Source organism: Streptomyces sp. NRRL F-2580, assembly GCF_000720115.1.
Classification (GTDB): Bacteria; Actinomycetota; Actinomycetes; order Streptomycetales; family Streptomycetaceae; genus Streptomyces.
In genome coordinates, this window is the sequence record NZ_JOIR01000005.1 from 170,924 (window position 1) to 190,062 (window position 19,139).

The 19,139-nt window shown below is 71.8% G+C and carries 16 protein-coding genes and 1 riboswitch; of the genes, 13 read left to right on the forward strand and 3 right to left on the reverse strand.

Annotation, left to right across the window (positions count from 1 at the left end; translation table 11 throughout):
• Nucleotides 1-97 precede the first annotated feature (97 nt).
• Nucleotides 98-1,213 (reverse strand): glycine cleavage system aminomethyltransferase GcvT, encoded by a 1,116-nt coding sequence (gene gcvT, locus IF88_RS0106855; RefSeq protein WP_030708303.1) that lies wholly within the window; start codon nt 1,211-1,213, stop codon nt 98-100.
• A 140-nt stretch (nt 1,214-1,353) separates the two neighbouring features.
• Nucleotides 1,354-1,457: riboswitch (glycine riboswitch) on the reverse strand.
• Between the two features lie 206 nt (nt 1,458-1,663).
• Between gcvT and IF88_RS0106860 the strand changes: the two genes are divergently transcribed.
• From IF88_RS0106860 to IF88_RS0106910, 11 genes are all read left to right on the forward strand, one after another.
• Entirely contained in the window at nt 1,664-2,332 is a 669-nt protein-coding gene (locus tag IF88_RS0106860; RefSeq protein WP_234323452.1) for an AAA family ATPase, read from the forward strand.
• 119 nt (nt 2,333-2,451) lie between these two features.
• On the forward strand, nt 2,452-3,186 hold the full coding sequence (locus IF88_RS0106865; protein ID WP_030708306.1) for an enhanced serine sensitivity protein SseB: 735 nt from the start codon (nt 2,452-2,454) through the stop codon (nt 3,184-3,186).
• A 56-nt stretch (nt 3,187-3,242) separates the two neighbouring features.
• Entirely contained in the window at nt 3,243-3,983 is a 741-nt protein-coding gene (locus IF88_RS0106870) for an enhanced serine sensitivity protein SseB C-terminal domain-containing protein (protein WP_030708308.1), read from the forward strand.
• A gap of 436 nt (nt 3,984-4,419) precedes the next feature.
• Complete coding sequence (locus tag IF88_RS0106875) at nt 4,420-5,418, forward strand: ABC transporter permease (protein WP_030708309.1); 999 nt, start codon at nt 4,420-4,422, stop codon at nt 5,416-5,418.
• 131 nt (nt 5,419-5,549) lie between these two features.
• Entirely contained in the window at nt 5,550-7,250 is a 1,701-nt protein-coding gene (locus IF88_RS0106880; protein WP_107050490.1) for an ABC transporter substrate-binding protein, read from the forward strand.
• A 141-nt stretch (nt 7,251-7,391) separates the two neighbouring features.
• Nucleotides 7,392-8,399 (forward strand): ABC transporter permease, encoded by a 1,008-nt coding sequence (locus IF88_RS0106885; protein WP_107050483.1) that lies wholly within the window; start codon nt 7,392-7,394, stop codon nt 8,397-8,399.
• Entirely contained in the window at nt 8,396-9,538 is a 1,143-nt protein-coding gene (locus IF88_RS0106890) for an ABC transporter ATP-binding protein (RefSeq protein ID WP_051836548.1), read from the forward strand. The genes IF88_RS0106885 and IF88_RS0106890 overlap by 4 nt, the downstream gene beginning before the upstream one ends.
• On the forward strand, nt 9,535-10,641 hold the full coding sequence (locus IF88_RS0106895) for an ABC transporter ATP-binding protein (protein ID WP_420710918.1): 1,107 nt from the start codon (nt 9,535-9,537) through the stop codon (nt 10,639-10,641). Before IF88_RS0106890 ends, IF88_RS0106895 begins: the two co-directional genes overlap by 4 nt.
• A 220-nt stretch (nt 10,642-10,861) precedes the next feature.
• Nucleotides 10,862-11,518 (forward strand): trimeric intracellular cation channel family protein, encoded by a 657-nt coding sequence (locus tag IF88_RS0106900; protein ID WP_030708319.1) that lies wholly within the window; start codon nt 10,862-10,864, stop codon nt 11,516-11,518.
• Nucleotides 11,519-11,565: 47 nt separating this feature from the next.
• Complete coding sequence (locus IF88_RS0106905; RefSeq protein WP_030708321.1) at nt 11,566-12,420, forward strand: thioesterase family protein; 855 nt, start codon at nt 11,566-11,568, stop codon at nt 12,418-12,420.
• A 152-nt stretch (nt 12,421-12,572) separates the two neighbouring features.
• The gene (locus IF88_RS0106910; RefSeq protein WP_030708323.1) at nt 12,573-13,736 is read left to right on the forward strand and encodes a cysteine desulfurase family protein; all 1,164 of its coding nucleotides are present in this window, start codon (nt 12,573-12,575) and stop codon (nt 13,734-13,736) included.
• Here IF88_RS0106910 and IF88_RS0106915 read toward each other — a convergent pair.
• Nucleotides 13,729-14,397, reverse strand: a complete 669-nt coding sequence (locus IF88_RS0106915; protein ID WP_030708326.1) for an N-acetylmuramoyl-L-alanine amidase — start codon at nt 14,395-14,397, stop codon at nt 13,729-13,731. The genes IF88_RS0106910 and IF88_RS0106915 overlap by 8 nt on opposite strands.
• 69 nt (nt 14,398-14,466) lie before the next feature.
• Between IF88_RS0106915 and mnmA the strand changes: the two genes are divergently transcribed.
• Nucleotides 14,467-15,600, forward strand: coding sequence for a tRNA 2-thiouridine(34) synthase MnmA (gene mnmA, locus IF88_RS0106920; protein ID WP_030708328.1), 1,134 nt, complete (start codon nt 14,467-14,469; stop codon nt 15,598-15,600).
• A gap of 67 nt (nt 15,601-15,667) precedes the next feature.
• Here the strand turns inward: mnmA and IF88_RS0106925 are convergent, their stop codons facing one another.
• The gene (locus IF88_RS0106925; protein WP_051836549.1) at nt 15,668-16,441 is read right to left on the reverse strand and encodes a PE-PPE domain-containing protein; all 774 of its coding nucleotides are present in this window, start codon (nt 16,439-16,441) and stop codon (nt 15,668-15,670) included.
• A gap of 199 nt (nt 16,442-16,640) precedes the next feature.
• Here IF88_RS0106925 and IF88_RS0106930 point away from each other — a divergent pair, with 199 nt between their 5' ends.
• Nucleotides 16,641-19,112 carry a helix-turn-helix transcriptional regulator gene (locus tag IF88_RS0106930; RefSeq protein ID WP_030708332.1) on the forward strand — a complete coding sequence of 824 codons (2,472 nt, stop codon included), beginning with the start codon at nt 16,641-16,643 and terminating at the stop codon, nt 19,110-19,112.
• The last annotated feature ends 27 nt before the right edge of the window (nt 19,113-19,139 follow it).

A 19,139-nucleotide genomic window follows, 5' to 3' on the forward strand; every position in this document is an offset into this window, starting at 1 on the left:
TGATTCTCCTGGATGCGGGGGAGTGGATACCAACAGTGGTCTTGGGTACTGAGACGGCGCCGTACGGGTACCCGTACGGCGGACGTCGTGAGTGGAGCTACTTCTGCCGCTTGTAGAACGGCAGCGCCACGACCTCGTACGGCTCATGCGTACCGCGAATGTCGACGCCGACGCCGGAGGTGCCGGGCGCGGCGTGCGCCGCGTCCACGTACGCCATCGCGATCGGCTTGCCCAGCGTCGGGGACGGGGCGCCCGAGGTGACCTCACCGATGACCTGACCGTCGGCGACGACCGGGAAACCGGCGCGCGGGACGCGGCGGCCCTCGGCGATCAGGCCGACCAGCTTGCGCGGCGGGTTCGTGGCGGCGCGCTCGGCGGCGGACTCCAGCGCGGCGCGGCCGACGAAGTCCCCCTCCTTCTCGAACTTCACGACCCGGCCCAGCCCCGCGTCGAACGGGGTGAGGGAGGTGGTCAGCTCGTGCCCGTACAGCGGCATGCCCGCTTCCAGGCGCAGGGTGTCGCGGCAGGACAGGCCGGCCGGCACCAGGCCCACGCCCTCGCCCGCCTTGGTCAGCGCCTGCCACAGCTCCACGGCGTGCTCGGGAGCGACGAAGAGCTCGAAGCCGTCCTCGCCGGTGTAGCCCGTACGCGCGATCAGCGCGGGCACGCCCGCGACGGTGCCCGGCAGACCGGCGTAGTACTTGAGGCCGTCCAGGTCGGCGTCCGTCAGGGAGGCCAGGATGCCGGGGGACTCCGGGCCCTGCACCGCGAGCAGCGCGTACGCGTCGCGGTCGTCGCGGACCTCGGTGTCGAAGCCGGCGGCACGCTCGGTCAGGGCGTCGAGGACGACCTGGGCGTTGGAGGCGTTGGCGACGACCATGAACTCGGTCTCGCCGAGGCGGTAGACGATCAGGTCGTCGACGATCCCGCCGTCCTCCTGACAGATGTGGGTGTAGCGGGCGCGGCCGACGCCGACGGTGGAGATGTTGCCGACCAGCGCGTAGTCCAGCGCCTTGACGGCCTCCGGGCCGGTCAGCGTGATCTCGCCCATGTGGGACAGGTCGAAGAGGCCGGCCTTGGTGCGTACGGCGTTGTGCTCGTCGCGCTCGCTGGCGTACCGCAGCGGCATGTCCCAGCCCGCGAAGTCGGTCATGGTCGCACCGAGCGAGCGGTGCAGCGCATCGAGGGCGGTCAGACGGGGGGCAGTGCTCATGGGTGTGGCTCCCGAGTCCCAGGGCATGACATGACGAGGAGGGTCCTCCCCATCTGTCATCGGAACCTGAGAGGTTCGCCGAGAGTTCCTCGGCTTGCACCTTGGGTGGAGCTGTCGAGCAGCTCGCTTTTCAGATCTGCCTCATCCACGCGGTACGGGGCCTGAGAGATTCAAGGGAGGATCTTGCTCCTTCGGCGCCCGCGCACGGCCTTGCGGCGTGCCGGGACTCTCCCGCGCGGATTCAAGCGGCCGGTATGCAGTTGGTCCAGATGGCGCACATCATTGCACGCCATGCCCGTGATCGGGCGGAGGGGTCCGAAAGTTCGTACGGTACCCCGAGCGGTCGGACCGGAACCGGGGGTGCCGGATTACCGTCTCTTTACACTCAGTGGGCAAGGGTCCTGGCGACCCGATTCGGGGGAGGCGAACACTGTGCGGAGATTCGGAGTGGTGTCGACGACGGGAACCGTGGACGCGGTGCCGGCGCAGCGCGGGGCGCGCGAACGGGACCGCGGGCGCGAGCGTCCGGCGGACGACGGCATCGGCTCCGTACGCGACCTGCGCGGACCCGAGGTGCGCGGCCCGCAGCGGCTCGCCTTCGCCGACGGGGACATCGTCGTGGTGTCCGGCCTGCCCGGCGGTGGCAAGAGCACCCTGATCACGCGGGCGGCGGCCGAGGGCGGCGCCGTCGACTCCCAGGACACCCGTGAGCGCTGGGAACGGCGGATGCCGGTGCCCCTGCCGTACGCCGCGTACCGGCCGCTGGTGCGCGCCGCGCACTACTGGGGGCTGTGGCGGCTCCTGCGCTCCGGAGCCTCCGTGGTCGTCCACGACTGCGGTACGCAGAGCTGGGTGCGCGGGCTGCTCGGGGCGGCCGCGCGGCGCCGGGGGCGGGCGCTGCACCTGCTCCTCCTCGACACGAGCCCCGCGGAGGCCCTCTCCGGGCAGGCCGCGCGGGGGCGGCGGGTCTCGGCCTACGCCTTCGCCCGCCACCGGGGCGCGGTGGGCCGCCTCCTGCGCGAAGCCGAGGCGGGCCGCCCCCCGCGGGGCTGCGCCTCGGTCACCCTGCTCGACCGTGCCTCGGCCGCGACGGTGACCCGCATCGCGTTCCACGCCTGACCCGCATCGTCCAGCCCCTGCGGCGTGTGAGGCGCAGCGGGCCGGGCCCCCGCAGCGGCGGCGCGTACGGGCCGGTACCCTGCGGGGCGACACGCGGCGGGATCACGGAGGCACGGGACATGCAGGGCAGCGGCTGGCCGGGGAATGAGCTGGAGCATGTGCTCGGGGCGGCGCTCGGGAAGCCGGACGCCGGCGGGCGGATCCTGGAGGTGCTCGGGCGCAGCCAGGTATGGGTGCCCCTGCCCGGAGGCGGCGGCCCGGACTCGGCCGACCTCACCCTGCCCACGATGGACATCGACGGCGCGGCCTACGTCCCCGTCTACAGCTCCGAGGCCCAGTTCCTCGCCTGCGTCGGCCCCAGCATGGACTTCGCCGTGGCCCCGGCCGTGGAGTTCGCCCGCGGCCTGCCCCCGCAGCTCGGCATCGCGGTCAATCCCGAGGGCGCCGTCGGCGTCCCGCTCCCTCCGCCCGCCGTCGCGGAGCTCTGCCGAACCGGCCGGACCCCGCTCGACGGCCCCTCCACCGGCGGTCGCGTCCGGCTCTACGAGCCCGACTGGCAGGAGGACCCGGTGGACTTCCTGGCCGCCGCGGCCGAGGAGTTCCGGGCCACCGGAGTGGTCGCGGCCGCGCACCGCTGCCTGGCCAGCATCGAGGGCGGGGCGCCGGAGCTGTTCATCGGTGTCCGCCTGCTGGGATGGGAATCCGAGATGCGCGAGGCCCCGATGGAGGCCCTCGGACGGGCGCTGACGCGTGTCCCGCCGCCGTGGCCCGTGCAGTTGATCCTGCTGGACGCCGCCCAGGACCCGGTCACGGACTGGATTCGTGAGCGCGTACGCCCCTTCTACCTTCCGTAGGGCCGCTTAAGCTGAGGGGCACGCGTGGACGACGGGCGGACGAAGAGGGGTACCGGGTGAGTGCGTCAGGCACGGCCGCGGCCGGGCAGGTCGAGCACATGATGCGCCAGGTGACCCCCGGGCGCTATGAGAGTTACGAGTCGCTCCTGCATGCCCTGTCCGAGGGGCGGCTCTGGATGCTGCTCTGGCAGGGGCAGCCGGGCTCCACGGACGCCCAGTACGGCGGCATGGAGGTCGACGGCCTCGGGTACGCGCCCTGCGTCACCTCCCCGCAGGAGCTGGCCGCCAGCAGCTGGAACCGGGGCTACGAGGTGGTCACCGGGCGAGACATCGCCCGCGCGCTCTACCCGGACCGCTGGGGCCTGTGGCTCAACCCGCACGCCCCGGGCGGCGGCCTCGGCGTCCCCTGGGCCGACCTGCGCCGGATCGCCACCGGCCTGGACCGGATGCCGGCCGGCCCGCTGCGGCTCTCCGAGCCCGCCATCGAGCTCCCGCAGTTCTACGGGCTGCTGACCCAGCACGCGCACCGCACGCCCGCCGTCCGGTCGCTGCGCCGCGCCTGGGTGCAGCCCGCGCTCGGGTCCCCGTACCTCGCGGTCGGGCTCGACCTGTACGACGCCTCCGCGACCGCGCTGGAATCCGTACGGGAGATGATGCGCCAGTCCGTCGGGGTGGTCCCCGAAGGCGTCCCGGTGTGCACGGTCGCGCTGGCGGACGAACACGACCCGGTGGCGATGTGGCTGCGCGCGCAGACCCGCCCCTTCTACGACCGCGAGGGCCAGGCCCCGGCGTACTGATCCGTCTCTCCACATATCGAGACATTCCCCTCGAAGGCCGCACCGGACCCATCGGTGCGGCCTTCGGCATATCCGCCGAATAGACCCAAGATCCACGTCCGAAAGGGCAGTTGGGGCGGATGTCCGTTCCGCGCCGAACATGAGGTCTTGAACCGCTGAGGCGGGTGCGCCGTTCGGATAACGGAAGTCGACTCGTCACATCACGGTTGCGCATCACATCACCGTCGGGTCTGGCGGGTGATCGAGAGACCGTTGAAGACTCCCCCCACTGAGAGGGCCCAACCAGCGGGTGCCCACTCTTCATCCGCATTTCGCGAGCAGTTCCGTAGCGACGAACCGCCGGCAACCAGCGACGACCGCGACACGATGTGAACCAAGCCGTCACAGCGGCTGGCAGGGGCCGGCCACCAGCCGGCCGAGAGGGGTCCCCACCACGATGACGGCACCTACCGAGACCAGCGGGCCCGCGGGGCTCCAGCCCGGCGCCAGCCCGGACGGGGCGAAGCAAGGGGCGATTGAGGGTCGTTCGCTCGGCCGGATCGCCTGGACCCGCCTCAAGCGGGACAAGGTCGCGATGGCCGGCGGGATCGTCGTCCTCTTCCTGGTCGTGCTGGCCGTTCTCGCGCAGCCGATCCAGGCGATCTTCGGCCTCGATCCCGACGCCCTCCACCAAGACCTGATCGACCCGTCGCTCGCGACCCCCACCGGCCCCTTCGGCGGCATCAGCTGGTCCCACCCGCTGGGCGTGGAGCCGAAGTTCGGCCGTGACATCGCCACCCGCATCCTGGAGGGCTCCTGGGTGTCGCTGCTCGTGGCCTTCGGCTCGACCCTGCTGTCCGTGGTCATCGGCTCGGTGCTGGGCGTCGTCGCCGGCTACTACGGCGGCTGGGCCGACACCGTCATCAGCCGGATGATGGACACCTTCCTCGCCTTCCCGCTGCTGCTGTTCGCGATCTCCATCTCGGCCGCGCTGCAGGGCGGTGCCTTCGGACTGGAGGGGCTGCCGCTCCACATCAGCGTGCTGGTGTTCGTGATCGGCTTCTTCGGCTGGCCGTACATCGGACGCATCGTGCGCGGTCAGACGCTGTCGCTGCGCGAACGGGAGTTCGTCGACGCGGCACGCTCCCTGGGAGCGCGGGGCCCGTTCATAGTCTTTAGGGAGCTGCTCCCGAACCTGGTGGCGCCGATCCTCGTCTACGCGACCCTGCTGATCCCCACCAACATCCTTTTCGAGGCGTCCCTGAGCTTCCTGGGCGTCGGTATCCAGCCCCCGCAGGCTTCCTGGGGCGGAATGCTGAGCGAGGCCGTCAGGTACTACAAGGTCGACCCGATGTACATGGTCGTGCCGGGCCTGGCGATCTTCATCACCGTGCTCGCCTTCAACCTGCTCGGCGACGGTCTGCGGGACGCCCTGGACCCCAAGAGCCGCCGCTGAACCGTTTCCTCGGGCGCGGCCGGGCCACCGCCCACCCCATCACCACTCCACTCTGAATCAGGGGGCTTAACTCCACCATGAAAAGCAGGTCGAGATCAGCTGCGGTGCTCGTGGCCGCCATCAGCATCGCCATGGGCGCCTCCGCGTGCAGCGGCGGGGACAAGACGGGCGAGGGCGACGGCAAGGGTTCCGCCGCTGCCAACGCCGCCGTCACGGGTGTCGTCAACACCTCGGACAAGAAGGGCGGAACGCTCGTCTACGAGGCGTCCGACACGCCCGACTCGTTCGACCCGGGCAACACGTACTACGGCTTCGTCTTCAACTTCAGCCGCCTGTACGCGCGTCCGCTGACCACCTTCGCCCCCGCGCCGGGCGCCGAGGGCAACAAGGTCGTGCCGGACCTCGCCGAGTCCCTGGGCGTGGCGAGCGACGGCGGCGCCACCTGGACGTACAAGCTCCGCAAGGGCGTGAAGTACAGCGACGGCACCGAGGTCACCTCGAAGGACGTCAAGTACGGCGTCGAGCGCAGCAACTTCGCCCGTGACGTCCACTCCAACGGCCCGAGCTACCTGGCCCAGTACCTCAAGGACAACGAGCCGAAGTACGAAGGCCCGTACAAGGACAAGAGCGACGAAGGTCTGAAGTCCATCGAGACCCCGGACGACCACACCATCGTCTTCAAGCTCAAGCAGCCCTTCGCGGAGTTCGACTACCTCCTGGCCAACCCGCAGTCGGCCCCGGTGCCGAAGGCCAAGGACGACGGCGCGGACTACGTCAAGCACATCATGTCCTCCGGCTCGTACATGTTCGAGAGCTACGAGCAGGACAAGCAGGCCGTCCTGGTCCGCAACCCCAACTGGGACGCCGGCAACGACCCGCTCCGCAAGCAGCTGCCGGACAAGATCGTCGTCAAGCTGAAGGTCAACCAGGAGACGATCGACTCCAACCTGAAGGCCGGCAACTCCCACATCGACATCGTGGGCAACGGCGTCGCCCAGCAGACCCAGTCGGAGCTGCTGAGCTCGAAGGACCCGAACACCGACAACGCGCAGGGCGGTCGCCTGGTCTACATGGCGATCAACACCAAGGTGGCGCCCTTCGACAAGGCCGAGTGCCGCAAGGCCGTCCAGTACGCGGTCGACAAGGTCTCGGTGCAGACCGCCTTCGGCGGACCGGTCCGCGGCGCCATCGCCAGCACGGTGCTGCCGACGGACATCCCGGGCCACGTGGACTTCGACACCTACAAGACCCCGGACAACAAGGGTGACGAGGCCAAGTCCAAGGAACTGCTGACCGCGTGCGGCCAGCCGAACGGCTTCGAGACCACCATCACGGCCCGCAACGACCGTGCCGGTGAGGTCGACATGGCCACCGCTATCCAGGCCTCGCTGAAGAAGGTCGGGATCACCGTCAAGATCCAGCAGTACCCGGCCGGCAAGTACTTCAGTGACTACGCGGGTGTCCCGAAGTTCACCGAGGACAACAAGATCGGCCTCATGATGATGCAGTGGGGTGCCGACTGGCCGACCGGCTTCGGTTTCCTCCAGCAGGTGGTCCACGGTGACGCGATCGGCAAGACGGGCAACACCAACCTGTCGCAGCTGAACAACCCCGAGATCAACAAGATGCTCAACGACAACATCGCCAACACCGACCCCGCCGCGCGGGAGAAGGTCTACGGCGACATCGACAAGAAGGTCATGGACGAGGCGGTCATCGTGCCGCTGACCTACTTCAAGGTGCTGCACTACCGCTCGCCGAAGATCACCAACGCGGTGTCGAACCCGGCCTGGAGCGGCCAGTACGACTACCTCAACGTCGGTCTGAAGTAAGTCCGAACCCAGTAAGGCCCGACCTTTCAGCCCGATCTGCCAGAACCGTGGAAGGCAGGTGAAGGCAGCAGTGCACGCCGGCTCGTGCGGCTCCCCCGACCGGGGGGCCGTACGGGCCGGCGGACGCCGAAGCCGACCCTCGTGTTTGTGTACATCGTCCGGCGGATGATCGCCGCGGTGGCCCTGCTGCTCGTCGTCAGCGCGATCACCTTTGCGATTTTCTTCCTGCTGCCCAGGCTGGCCGGCGGAACCGTCGACTCGCTCGCCACTCAGTACATCGGCAAGAACCCGTCACCGGAGTCGATCGCCGCTGTCAAGCAGAACCTCGGCCTCGACCAGCCCCTGCACCACCAGTTCTGGGAGTTCCTGAAGGGGATATTCGTCGGCCGCGAGTTCAACTTCGGCCCGCAGCCCTCTCAGTGCCACGCGCCCTGCCTCGGCTACTCCTTCAAGGACCACGTCGAGGTCTGGCCCCAGATGCTGGAGCGCCTGCCGGTCACGGCCTCCCTCGCCTTCGGCGCGGCCGTCGTCTGGCTGGTCACCGGCGTGACCACCGGCGTCATCTCCGCCCTGCGCCCCGGGTCGCTCTTCGACCGCGTGGCCATGGGCGTGGCGCTGGCCGGCGTCTCGCTGCCCATGTTCTTCACCGGCGTCCTGTCGCTGGCCCTGTTCGTCTTCAACTGGCCGATCTTCACCAACGTGTACGTCGACTTCTCCGACGACCCGACCGGCTGGTTCCAGGCGCTCGTCCTGCCCTGGTGCACCCTCGCCTTCCTCTACTCGGCGCTCTACGCCCGCCTCACCCGGGCCGGGATGCTGGAGACGATGAGCGAGGACTACATCCGGACGGCCCGTGCCAAGGGCCTGCGCGAGCGAGTGGTGGTGACCCGGCACGGACTCAGGTCCGCCCTGACGCCGATCATCACCATCTTCGGCATGGACTTCGGGCTCCTCCTCGGCGGCGCCATCGTCACCGAGACCGTCTTCTCGTACCACGGGGTCGGCGAGTACGCCTACCAGGCGATCGCGGTCAACGACCTTCCGAAGATCCTCGGCGTGACCCTGTTCGCCGCGTTCTTCATCGTGTTGTGCAACCTGCTGGTCGACCTCGTCTACGCCATCATCGACCCGAGGGTGAGGCTGTCGTGACCGACCCGACGAAGCCCGTCAGCGGTGCCGGCCAGGGCACCGAAACCAGCACAGGAGCCGGCACCGACACCGGTACCGGAACCGCGACGGCACCCGGCGCGCCCGGGGCCTTCCTCGACGTCCGCGACCTGCGGGTCCACTTCCCCACGGACGACGGCCTGGTGAAATCGGTCGACGGACTCTCCTTCCAGCTGGAGAAGGGCAAGACCCTCGGCATCGTGGGCGAGTCGGGCTCCGGCAAGTCCGTCACCTCGCTCGCCCTCATGGGCCTGCACCGCGTCGGCAACGGCGGCCGGTCCAGCGCCTCCCTCTCCGGCGAGGTCTGGCTGGACGGCAAGGAGCTGCTCTCCGCCCACCCGGAGGAGGTGCGCAAGCTGCGCGGCCGGGAGATGGCGATGATCTTCCAGGACCCGCTCAGCGCGATGCACCCCTACTACACGATCGGCTCCCAGATCGTGGAGGCCTACCGGGTCCACCACGACGTGAGCAAGAAGGTCGCGCGCGCCCGGGCCGTCGAGATGCTGGACCGCGTCGGCATCCCCGAGCCCGACCAGCGGGTGGACAACTACCCGCACGAGTTCTCGGGCGGCATGCGCCAGCGCGCCATGATCGCGATGGCGCTGGTGAACAACCCCGAGCTGCTCATCGCGGACGAGCCGACGACCGCCCTCGACGTCACCGTCCAGGCGCAGATCCTCGACCTCATCCGGGACCTGCAGAAGGAGTTCGGCTCCGCGGTCATCATGATCACCCACGACCTCGGCGTGGTCGCCGAGATGGCCGACGACATCCTCGTGATGTACGGCGGCCGGTGCGTGGAGCGCGGTTCCGCCGAGAAGGTCTTCTACGAACCCCGCCACCCGTACACCTGGGGCCTGCTCGGTTCGATGCCCCGCATCGACCGCGACCAGACCGAGCGGCTCATCCCGGTCAAGGGCTCGCCGCCCAGCCTGATCAACATCCCCAGCGGCTGTGCCTTCAATCCGCGCTGCCCGTACGCCGACGTGCCCAAGGACGGGATCACCCGCACCCAGCGGCCCGAGCTGACCGAGGACGGGCACAAGCACTGGTCCGCCTGCCACATGCCGACGGAACAGCGGACCCGGATCTGGACCGAAGAGATTGCGCCGAAGCTGTGACCGAGGACATGAAGAAGACGGACGCCCCCGGTGTCCCCGCGCAGCGGGCGGAGGAGCCCGGGCCGCTGCTCAAGGTGTCCGGGCTGACCAAGCACTTCCCCATCCACAAGGGGCTGCTGCGCCGGCAGTCCGGCGCGGTCCAGGCCGTCGACGGCCTCGACTTCGAGGTGCGCCGCGGTGAGACCCTCGGGGTCGTGGGCGAGTCCGGTTGCGGCAAGTCCACGATGGGCCGGCTGATCACCCGGCTGCTGGAGCCCACGGGCGGGACCATCGAGTTCGAGGGCAAGGACATCACCCACCTCGGGGCCTCGGCCATGCGGCCGCTGCGCCGCGACATCCAGATGATCTTCCAGGACCCGTACGGCTCGCTGAACCCGCGCCACACGGTCGGCACGATCGTCAGCGCCCCCTTCAAGCTGCAGGGCGTGCAGCCGGAGGGCGGGCTCAAGGCCGAGGTCCAGCGGCTGCTGTCGCTGGTGGGTCTCAACCCGGAGCACTACAACCGTTACCCGCACGAGTTCTCCGGCGGCCAGCGCCAGCGCATCGGCATCGCCCGCGCCCTGGCACTGAACCCGAAGCTGGTCGTCGCGGACGAGCCGGTCTCGGCGCTGGACGTGTCGATCCAGGCCCAGGTGGTCAACCTGCTGGACGACCTCCAGGAGGAGCTCGGCCTCACCTACGTGATCATCGCGCACGACCTGTCGGTCATCCGGCACGTGTCCGACCGCATCGCCGTGATGTACCTCGGCAAGCTCGTGGAACTGGCCGACCGGACCGCGCTCTACGAGAGCCCGATGCACCCGTACACCAAGGCGCTGCTGTCGGCCGTACCCGTTCCGGACCCGCGCCGCCGGGGCGCGAAGAGCGGGCGCATCCTGCTCAAGGGCGACGTGCCCTCGCCGATCTCGCCGCCGAGCGGGTGCCGCTTCCACACGCGGTGCTGGAAGGCCACGCAGATCTGCACGACGCAGGAACCGCCGCTGTTGTCGCTGAAGACGGGCCACCAGGTGGCCTGCCACCACCCGGAGAACGCCCCCGACCAGGCCCCGGGCGACAAGCCCCTGCCCGGCGCGGCGGACGCGGTGGCGAAGACGACGGAGTAGCAGGGCAGGCGGGGCTGGACCATCCGGCCCCGCCCAGCACTTTCCGGCCCCGCCCGGCACTTTCCGGCCCCGCCGCACCCTCCGGCCCCGCCGGCGTTTGAGGGGCGGGGTCCGGGGCGGAGCCCCAGGTCTTTGAGCCGCACGGGTCCGGCGGCCCGCACTCGACCCCGTAACCCCCGGCGGGAGCACAAGGGCGGGAGCGAGGGGCGACAATGACCCGGTGCTCCACGATCTCTTCCCGCCCGGGGTCCAGCATGCGCTGGACCTCGCCGGCATCTTCGTCTTCGCCACCGCCGGCGCCCTGCTCGCCGTCCGCAAGAACTTCGACGTCTTCGGCATCGCCGTCCTCGCCCTGGTCACGGCCCTCGGCGGCGGCCTCTTCCGTGACCTCGTCATCGGCGCGGTCCCGCCGGCCGCCTTCGGCGAGCTCAGTTTCTTCGTCACGCCGCTGATCGCCGCCGCGCTCGTCTTCTTCCTGCACCCCGAGGTCCAGCGGATCAACCGGGCCATCAACGTGTTCGACGCCGCCGGCCTCGCGCTGTTCTGCGTGACGGGCACGACCAAGGCCTACGAGTACGGCCTCGGCCTCACCGCGTCCGCCGCGCTCGGCCTGGCCACGGCCGTCGGCGGGGGCGTACTGCGCGACGTACTCGTCAACGAGGTGCCCTCGCTGCTGCGCGACCGCGAGATGTACGCCGTGCCCGCCACGGTCGGAGCCGCCATGGTCGCCGTCTCCATCGCCCTGGACTCCCTCAACGCGGTCACCACCGGCCTGGCGATCGTCACCACGTTCGTTCTGCGGCTCCTCGCCATGCGCTACCACTGGCGGGCCCCGCTGGCCTGGAACCGGCGCTCTTCGGTGGCCGAAGAGCCGTAGGAAGAGAAAGCTACCGCTTAGTAGCAACCCGGTGTACCGTCGTTTTCATGTCACACGCAGCTGCCAAGGCATCCATCGGCGACAGTGAGTTCGACCGCGACACCAGCATCACCGCACGCGCGGACGAGCCCGGGGTGTACGACGCGGAACTCTCCGCCGGGTGGACGATCATCGCCGCCGTCAACGGCGGCTACCTGTTGGCCCTGGTCGGCCGGGCCCTCTCCGCGGCCCTCCCGCACCCGGACCCCTTCACCGTCTCCGCGCACTACCTGACCTCCTCCGTGCCCGGCCCCGCCGTGATCCGCACGCAGGTGGTCCGCGTCGGCCGCACCCTCTCCACCGGGCAGGCCTCGCTGTTCCAGTTCGACGAGAGCGGCGCCGAGGTCGAGCGCATCCGCGTCCTCGCCTCCTACGGCGACCTCGCGGCCCTCCCGGACGACGTCCGCACGGTCGCCGAGCCGCCCGTCATGCCCGCCTACGAGGACTGCATCGGCCCCGAGGCCGGCCCGGCCCCGATCCCCGGCAGCTCCGCCATCGTGGACCGGCTCCGGCTCCGGCTGGACCCGGCGACCGCGGGCTGGGCCGTCGGCGCCCCCTCGGGCAAGGGCGAGATGCGGGCCTGGTTCGAGCTGGCCGACGGCCGCGACGCCGACCCGCTGTCCATGCTCCTCGCGGTGGACGCGCTGCCGCCGACCGCCTTCGACCTCGGCCTGGTGGCCTGGACCCCGACCGTGGAACTCACCACGCACGTCCGCCGCCGCCCGGCCCCCGGACCGCTCCGGGTCGCCATCACCACCCGCAACCTGGCCGGCGGCTTCCTGGAGGAGGACGCCGAGGTCTGGGACTCGACGGACCACCTGGTCGCCCAGTCCCGCCAACTGGCCCGCGCGCTCCGTTCCTGAACGCGCCCCTCGCACCGCTCGGCCCGGGCGGGCCTCCCGGCAAATCCAGCCCCGCCGGCGTTCGGGGCGCGGGGCCTCGGGCGGAGCCCCAGGAGACGGTGAGGGTCCCGCCGGGCGGACCGGCACCGGCGGGCTCGTAGAATCGGGGGATCATGGCCTACCTCGACCACGCCGCCACCACCCCGATGCTGCCGGAGGCCGCCGCGGCGATGACCGCGCAGTTCGCCGCCACGGGGAACGCGTCCTCCCTCCACGCCGCCGGCCGCCGGGCCCGCCGTACCGTCGAGGAGGCCCGCGAGGCCTTCGCCGAGGCGGTCGGCGCCCGCCCGAGCGAGGTGGTGTTCACCGCCGGCGGCACGGAGGCCGACAACCTCGCCGTCAAGGGCCTCTACTGGGCCCGGCGCGACGCCGACCCGGGCCGGACCAGGGTCCTGGCGAGCCCCGTCGAGCACCACGCCGTGCTCGACGCCGTCCACTGGCTCGCCGAACACGAGGGCGCCCGCGTCGAGTACCTGCCCGTGGACCGCTACGGCCGCGTGCACCCCGACGCCTTCCGGGAAGCCGTCGAGCGCGACCCCGACGACGTGGCCCTGGCCACCGTCATGTGGGCCAACAACGAGATCGGCACCGTCATGCCGGTCCGTGAACTGGCCGCCGTCGCCCGCGAGCACGGGATCCCGCTGCACTCCGACGCCGTCCAGGCCTTCGGGCAGCTCGACGTCCACTTCGCCGACAGCGGTCTCGCCGCGATGACCGTCAGCGGCCACAAGGTCGGCGGCCCCTACGGCATCGGCGCGCTGCTCCTCGGCCGCGACCAGACCCCCGTACCCGTCCTGCACGGCGGCGGCCAGGAGCGGCACGTCCGCTCCGGCACCCTCGACGTGCCGGCCATCGCCGCCTTCGCGGTGGCCGCGGTCCTCGCCGCCGAGCGGCGGGAGCGGTTCGCCACCGAGATCGGCGCCCTGCGCGACGAGCTGGTCGCCGCCGTCCGCGCGGCCGTGCCCGACGCCGTCCTCGGCGGAGACCCCGAGGGGCGGCTTCCGGCCAACGCCCACTTCAGCTTCCCCGGCTGCGAGGGCGACTCCCTGCTGCTCCTGCTCGACGCCCAGGGCATCGAGTGCTCCACCGGCTCCGCCTGCACCGCCGGCGTGGCCCAGCCGAGCCACGTCCTGCTGGCCACCGGCACCGACCCGCAGCTGGCCCGCGGCACCCTGCGCTTCTCCCTCGGCCACACCTCCACCAGGGAGGACGTCGCGGCCGTGGCCGCGGCCATCGGCCCGGCGGTGGAACGCGCCCGCACGGCGGGCCTCAGCTAGGGCCCGCCGCGAGGGCTGCCCGGACGAGGCGTACGTAGCGGTCCCAGTCCCAGTGGGGGCCCGGATCCGTGTGGTCGGCGCCCGGGACCTCGGAGTGCCCGACGAGGTGGGTGCGGTCCGCCGGTATCCCGTACCGGTGGCAGATGTCGGCCGCCAGCCGGGCCGAGGCCGCGTACATCGCGTCCGTGAAGTCCTGCGGGCGGTCCACGAAGCCGACGTGTTCGATGCCGATGCTGCGCTCGTTCATCTTGCGGTTCGCCGCGTGGAAGGCCACGTCCATCTCGCGCACCAGCTGCTCCACGTGGCCGTCGCCGCGCACCATGTAGTGCGCCGACGCCCTGTGCCACGGGTTCTTGAAGGCCTGCACCGAGCCCTCGAAGCTGCCCTGTGTGACATGGACGACGATCCGGTCCACCCGGTAGTCGTCGGGCCGGTCCGCCATCCGCCAGTTCGCGGGCGAGGCCGAGGTCCAGCTCGCGCCCGCGTGGTCGATCTCGCCTTCCTTGCGCGGCTTGGCCACTCCCGGTATCAGCCACCAGGCCCGGCCGATCTCGTCGTGGCCGGCGACCGCCGCCGCCGCGAACACCCCGAGCCCGCCGAACAGCACCGCCCTGCGGGTCCGGTTCCGCGGTTTCGATCTTTTGTTCCCGAGCTCGGTCATGTGATCCACCCCCCGTACCCGATAACGCGCTGTGACCCCGGCCGGTTCCCCCGTACCCTGGAAGGCGCTATGACTGAAAACCTGCCGCGCACCGCCCGCCCCCTTCGCGTCCTGGCCGCCATGTCCGGCGGCGTGGACTCCGCCGTCGCCGCCGCCCGCGCGGTCGAAGCCGGGCACGACGTGACCGGTGTCCACCTCGCGCTCTCCGCGAACCCGCAGTCCTTCCGGACCGGCGCCCGCGGCTGCTGCACCATCGAGGACTCCCGCGACGCCCGCCGCGCCGCCGACGTCATCGGCATCCCGTTCTACGTCTGGGACCTGGCCGAGCGCTTCCGCGAAGACGTCGTCGAAGACTTCATCTCCGAGTACGAGGCCGGGCGCACCCCGAACCCCTGCCTGCGCTGCAACGAGAAGATCAAGTTCGCGGCGCTGCTCGACAAGGCGCTCGCCCTCGGCTTCGACGCCGTCTGCACCGGGCACTACGCCACCGTCGTGCTGAACGAGGACGGCTCCCGCGAGCTGCACCGCGCCTCCGACATGGCCAAGGACCAGTCGTACGTCCTCGGCGTCCTCGACGAGAAGCAGCTCGCCCACGCGCTCTTCCCGCTCGGCGACACCCTCACCACCAAGGACGAGATCCGCGCCGAGGCCGAGCGCCGCGGCCTCGCCGTCGCGAAGAAGCCCGACAGCCACGACATCTGCTTCATCGCCGACGGCGACACCCAGGGCTTCCTCGCCGACCGCCTCGGCAAGGCCGAGGGCGACATCGTCGACGAGGCGACCGGCGAGAAGGTCGGCACCCACGAGGGCGCCTTCGGCTTCACCATCGGCCAGCGCAAGGGCCTGCGCATCGGCCACCCGGCCCCCGACGGCAAGCCCCGCTACGTCCTCGACATCTCCCCGGTGAACAACACCGTCACCGTCGGCCCGGTCGAGGCCCTCGACGTCACCGCCCTCACCGCCATCCGCCCCCGCTGGTGCGGAGCCGTGGCCGCCGCCCCGGGCACGTACACCGCCCAGCTGCGCGCCCACGGCGGCGAGACCGAGGTCTTCGCCGAGGTCGTGGACGGCGAGCTGCGCGTCTCCTTCACCGAGCCGGTCCGCGGCGTGGCCCCCGGCCAGGCGATCGTGCTCTACGACGGCACCCGCGTGGTCGGCTCCGCCACCATCGCGACCACGACGCGGGCCGCCGCCGCCGTCTGACCGGCACCGTTCACGGCACGACGCCGCGGCCCCCCCCGTGCGGGCCGCGGCGTCGTGCTGTCCGGAATCAGGCCGCCGGGTACCAGACGGTGCCGCGGCCGCCGTGCTGGTTGAGGGTGGTGGCGATGATCTCGCCCTCCCGGAAGTAGCGCGGGTGCTGCTGCAGGAAGCCGGGGAAGGAGTTCAGGGACGTCGCGTCACAGACCCCGTCGGTCTGGATGCAGTGGCGCTGGACGGGGACGCCCGGGAAGTCCTCCGGCCCGGTGCCGGGGGAGTAGGCCACGAAGGGGACGAGGACCCCCTCCGGGACCAGGCGCCAGAAACCGGTTCCGGGCTGCATCGGGTCGGAGTAGAGCATGCCGTCGACCCGCTCGCGCGGTACCTCGGTGCCGTTGTCGGCGATCGTCTGGAGCAGCAGGTCGGCGACCCAGGCGCCCTGGGAGTAGCCGGCGACCGTGAAGGTCGCGGTCGGGTCGGCCCGGTAGGCGTCCTCCAGGGCTGCCTTGGCGTTCCAGTAGCCCTGGTTCACGCTGTCGCCGAAGCTCGGCGCGAAGGGGGCCGGCTGCTCGTTGTGGCTCCCGACGAAGGGGCCGCCGCTGGCCACGTAGCAGACCGGGATCGCGATGCCCCCCTTCAGATCCCTGTTCGCGGCGTCGAAGCTCGTGGTGCATCCGGGCGCGGCCGCGGCCGCGCCGGTGCCGCCGATCTCGATGTAGTAGTGGTTCGCCGGGGCGGCGTGCGCGCCGGTCGGTGCGACGACGGCGCCGGCGAGCAATAAGACCGTCGACACGACGACGGACTTGAGGCGGCGGGTGAGCCTGTTCGGCTTCGTGGTGGACATACGGGTCAACTCCCCTGGGTCGAGGCGGCGCCGCGTCGGGTGCGGCGACAGGCACTCATCGTGGTGTTCGTGCTGGTCGGCGGACCATGCCCGCAACCGGCCATATGTGGCCGGCCGGTGGTGCCCCGTGGTTTGACCGGGATCCCGGAGGACATCGGACACAGGTGGCAGGAGCGTCGTCGGGGGAAAGGGCGTACAAGTGAGCAGCCGGTTCGGTGCGTTGCTCCGCGGGTTGCGGCACGAGGCGGGGATGACGCAGGAGCAGTTGGCCGAGCGGTCCCGGCTCGGGGTCCGGACCATCCACCGGCTGGAGACTGGCAAACCCACCGACGCCCGGATGGGAACGGTGAAGCAGGTCGCGCACGCACTGGCCGACGAGCTGCGGCGCGACCGGGACGAGCTCTGGACGGACCTGCTGGCCGCCCACCGGGGCAACGCGGCCGCCGCCGGGCAGGCCGCGGAGGAGGGCGTACGCGAGCCGCCCGCGGCCGGCGCGACTCCGCCTCCCGCACCCGCCCCCGTACCGGCTCCCGTACCGGCCCGGCCGGGGCGCCCCGGCACGCTGCCGACGTCCCGGGGAGCCCTGGCCGCGGTCGCCGAGGCGCTCGCCCACGACGTCTACGGCCGCTGCATCCGCGAGGAGGAGCAGCGCCGCGTCCACGACCCCTTCCCGCTGCCCGTGCGCTGGCGCTCCGCCCCCGCCGAACTGCTCGACCACCGGGCCAACATCAGCGGTACTCCCCCCGGGGCCTCAGAGGCCCCCGGAGCACCCGGAACCGCCGACGGGCAGCCCGCCCTGGACGGCGGCCTCACCGACATCGCCGACGTCTACCGGCGCGTCCGGTCCGGCCGGCTGGTGGTGCTCGGCCGGGCCGGCTCCGGCAAGACCGTCCTCGTGCTGCGGTTCGTCCTCGACCACCTGGGGGCCCGCACCCCCGGCGAGCCCGTGCCCGTGGTCTTCAGCATGGGATCGTGGGACCCGACCGGCACCACCCTGCGCGACTGGCTGATCGGCCGGCTGCTGCGCGACCACCCGAACCTCGACGCGAGCGCACCCGGCGGCTCCACCCTCGCCGCCGCCCTCGTGGACGCCGGATGGATCCTGCCGGTGCTGGACGGGTTCGACGAGATGGCCACCGGGCTGCTCGGCGTCGCCCTGCGCGAACTCAACACCAGCGCGCTGCCGCTGCTCCTGACCAGCCGCACCGAGCAGTTCGCCGAGGCCGTGGGAGTCGAGGTGCTCCGCCGGACCGCGGGCATCGAGCTGCTGGACCTGGACGCCGACGACTTGGTCCACTACCTGCCCCGCACCGCGCGCCCCACCGCACCGGCCGACCGCGACGGCCGGGCCGCCACCGGCTGGGAGCCTGTGCTGGAGCGGCTGCGCACGGATCCGGACGGCGCCCCCGGCGCCCGCCTCGCGGCCGTGCTCCGCACCCCGCTGATGGTCCTGCTCGCCCGGACCGTCTACAGCGACACCCCGGCCCAGGACCCGGCCGTCCTGCTGGACTCCGACCGCTTCCCGACCCCGGGGGCCATCGAGGAGCACCTGCTGGCCGGGTTCGTGCCGAGCGTCTACGGCTTGCCCCCCACGGCCGTCCCGGGCGCACGCCGTGCGCGCGGGACCCGAACCTGGGACCCGCAGCGCGCCCGGCACTACCTGGGCCACCTCGCCGGGCACCTGGACCGGCCCGGGCGGCGCGAGGGCCAGGACCTGGCCTGGTGGCAGCTGCGCGAGTCACTGCCGCTCGCCTCGCGGATCCTGGCCGTCGTCCTCGCCTGCTCCCTGGTCACCGCGGTCGCCGACTGGCTGGTCTTCCCCGCGAAGAACCTGCTGGCGGGCCGCGGCGCCGCCTTCGCGCTCGGCGCGGGCCTGCTGGACGCGCTGCTGTTCGGCCCCGCCGTCGGCCTCGCCTTCGGGCTGGTCCACGGGCTCGTGGCCGTGCTCGGGATCCGGGCGTTCGAGCCGTCCCGGGTGCGGATCCGGCTGCCGGGCCGCCGCCGGCCGTCCGCCGGACCGTCCGCCCGCCGCGTCGGCGCCCTCGTCCCGGCCGGACTGCTGGGCGGATTCGTGATGGGCCTCGGGTGCGGGCTCGCCTACACCGTCAGCGCGCAGTTGACGTACGGCGGGGTGCTGGCCAACCCGGCGGTGCTGGAGGCGACGGCCGTCAACTGCCTGATGTACGGGCTCACGTTCGCCCTGGCGGGAGGGCTCGTACTCGGGCTCGTGGCCACCCTGGAGACCCCCATCGACCTCGGCCGCGCCGCCACCCCGACGGACCTGCTGGCCGTCAACCGCAGCATCGTGGTGCGCCAGGCCCTCTTCCTCGCGCCGATGCTCACCGTGGTGATCGCCTTCGGCGGCCGGCTCATGACCGAGCTGCTCCAGGGCGTCGTCGGCCCCCTGACCTGGCCGATGGCCGACGGGCTCGCGCTCGGCGCCGTGGGCGGGGTGGCCGGAGCGCTCTCCTACGTCCTGGCGTTCACCGCCTGGGGCCAGTGGGTGCTGCTGGGCCGCATCTGGCTGCCGCTGACCGGGCGCCTCCCCTGGGCGACCGTCGCCTTCCTCGAGGACGCCTACCGGCGCGGCGTGCTGCGCCAGGTCGGCGCCGTCTACCAGTTCCGCCACGCCCGGCTCCAGCGCCACCTGCGCGGACGGCCCGGGGGTTAGGCCGTGACCCAGCCCCCGGGCCGTCCC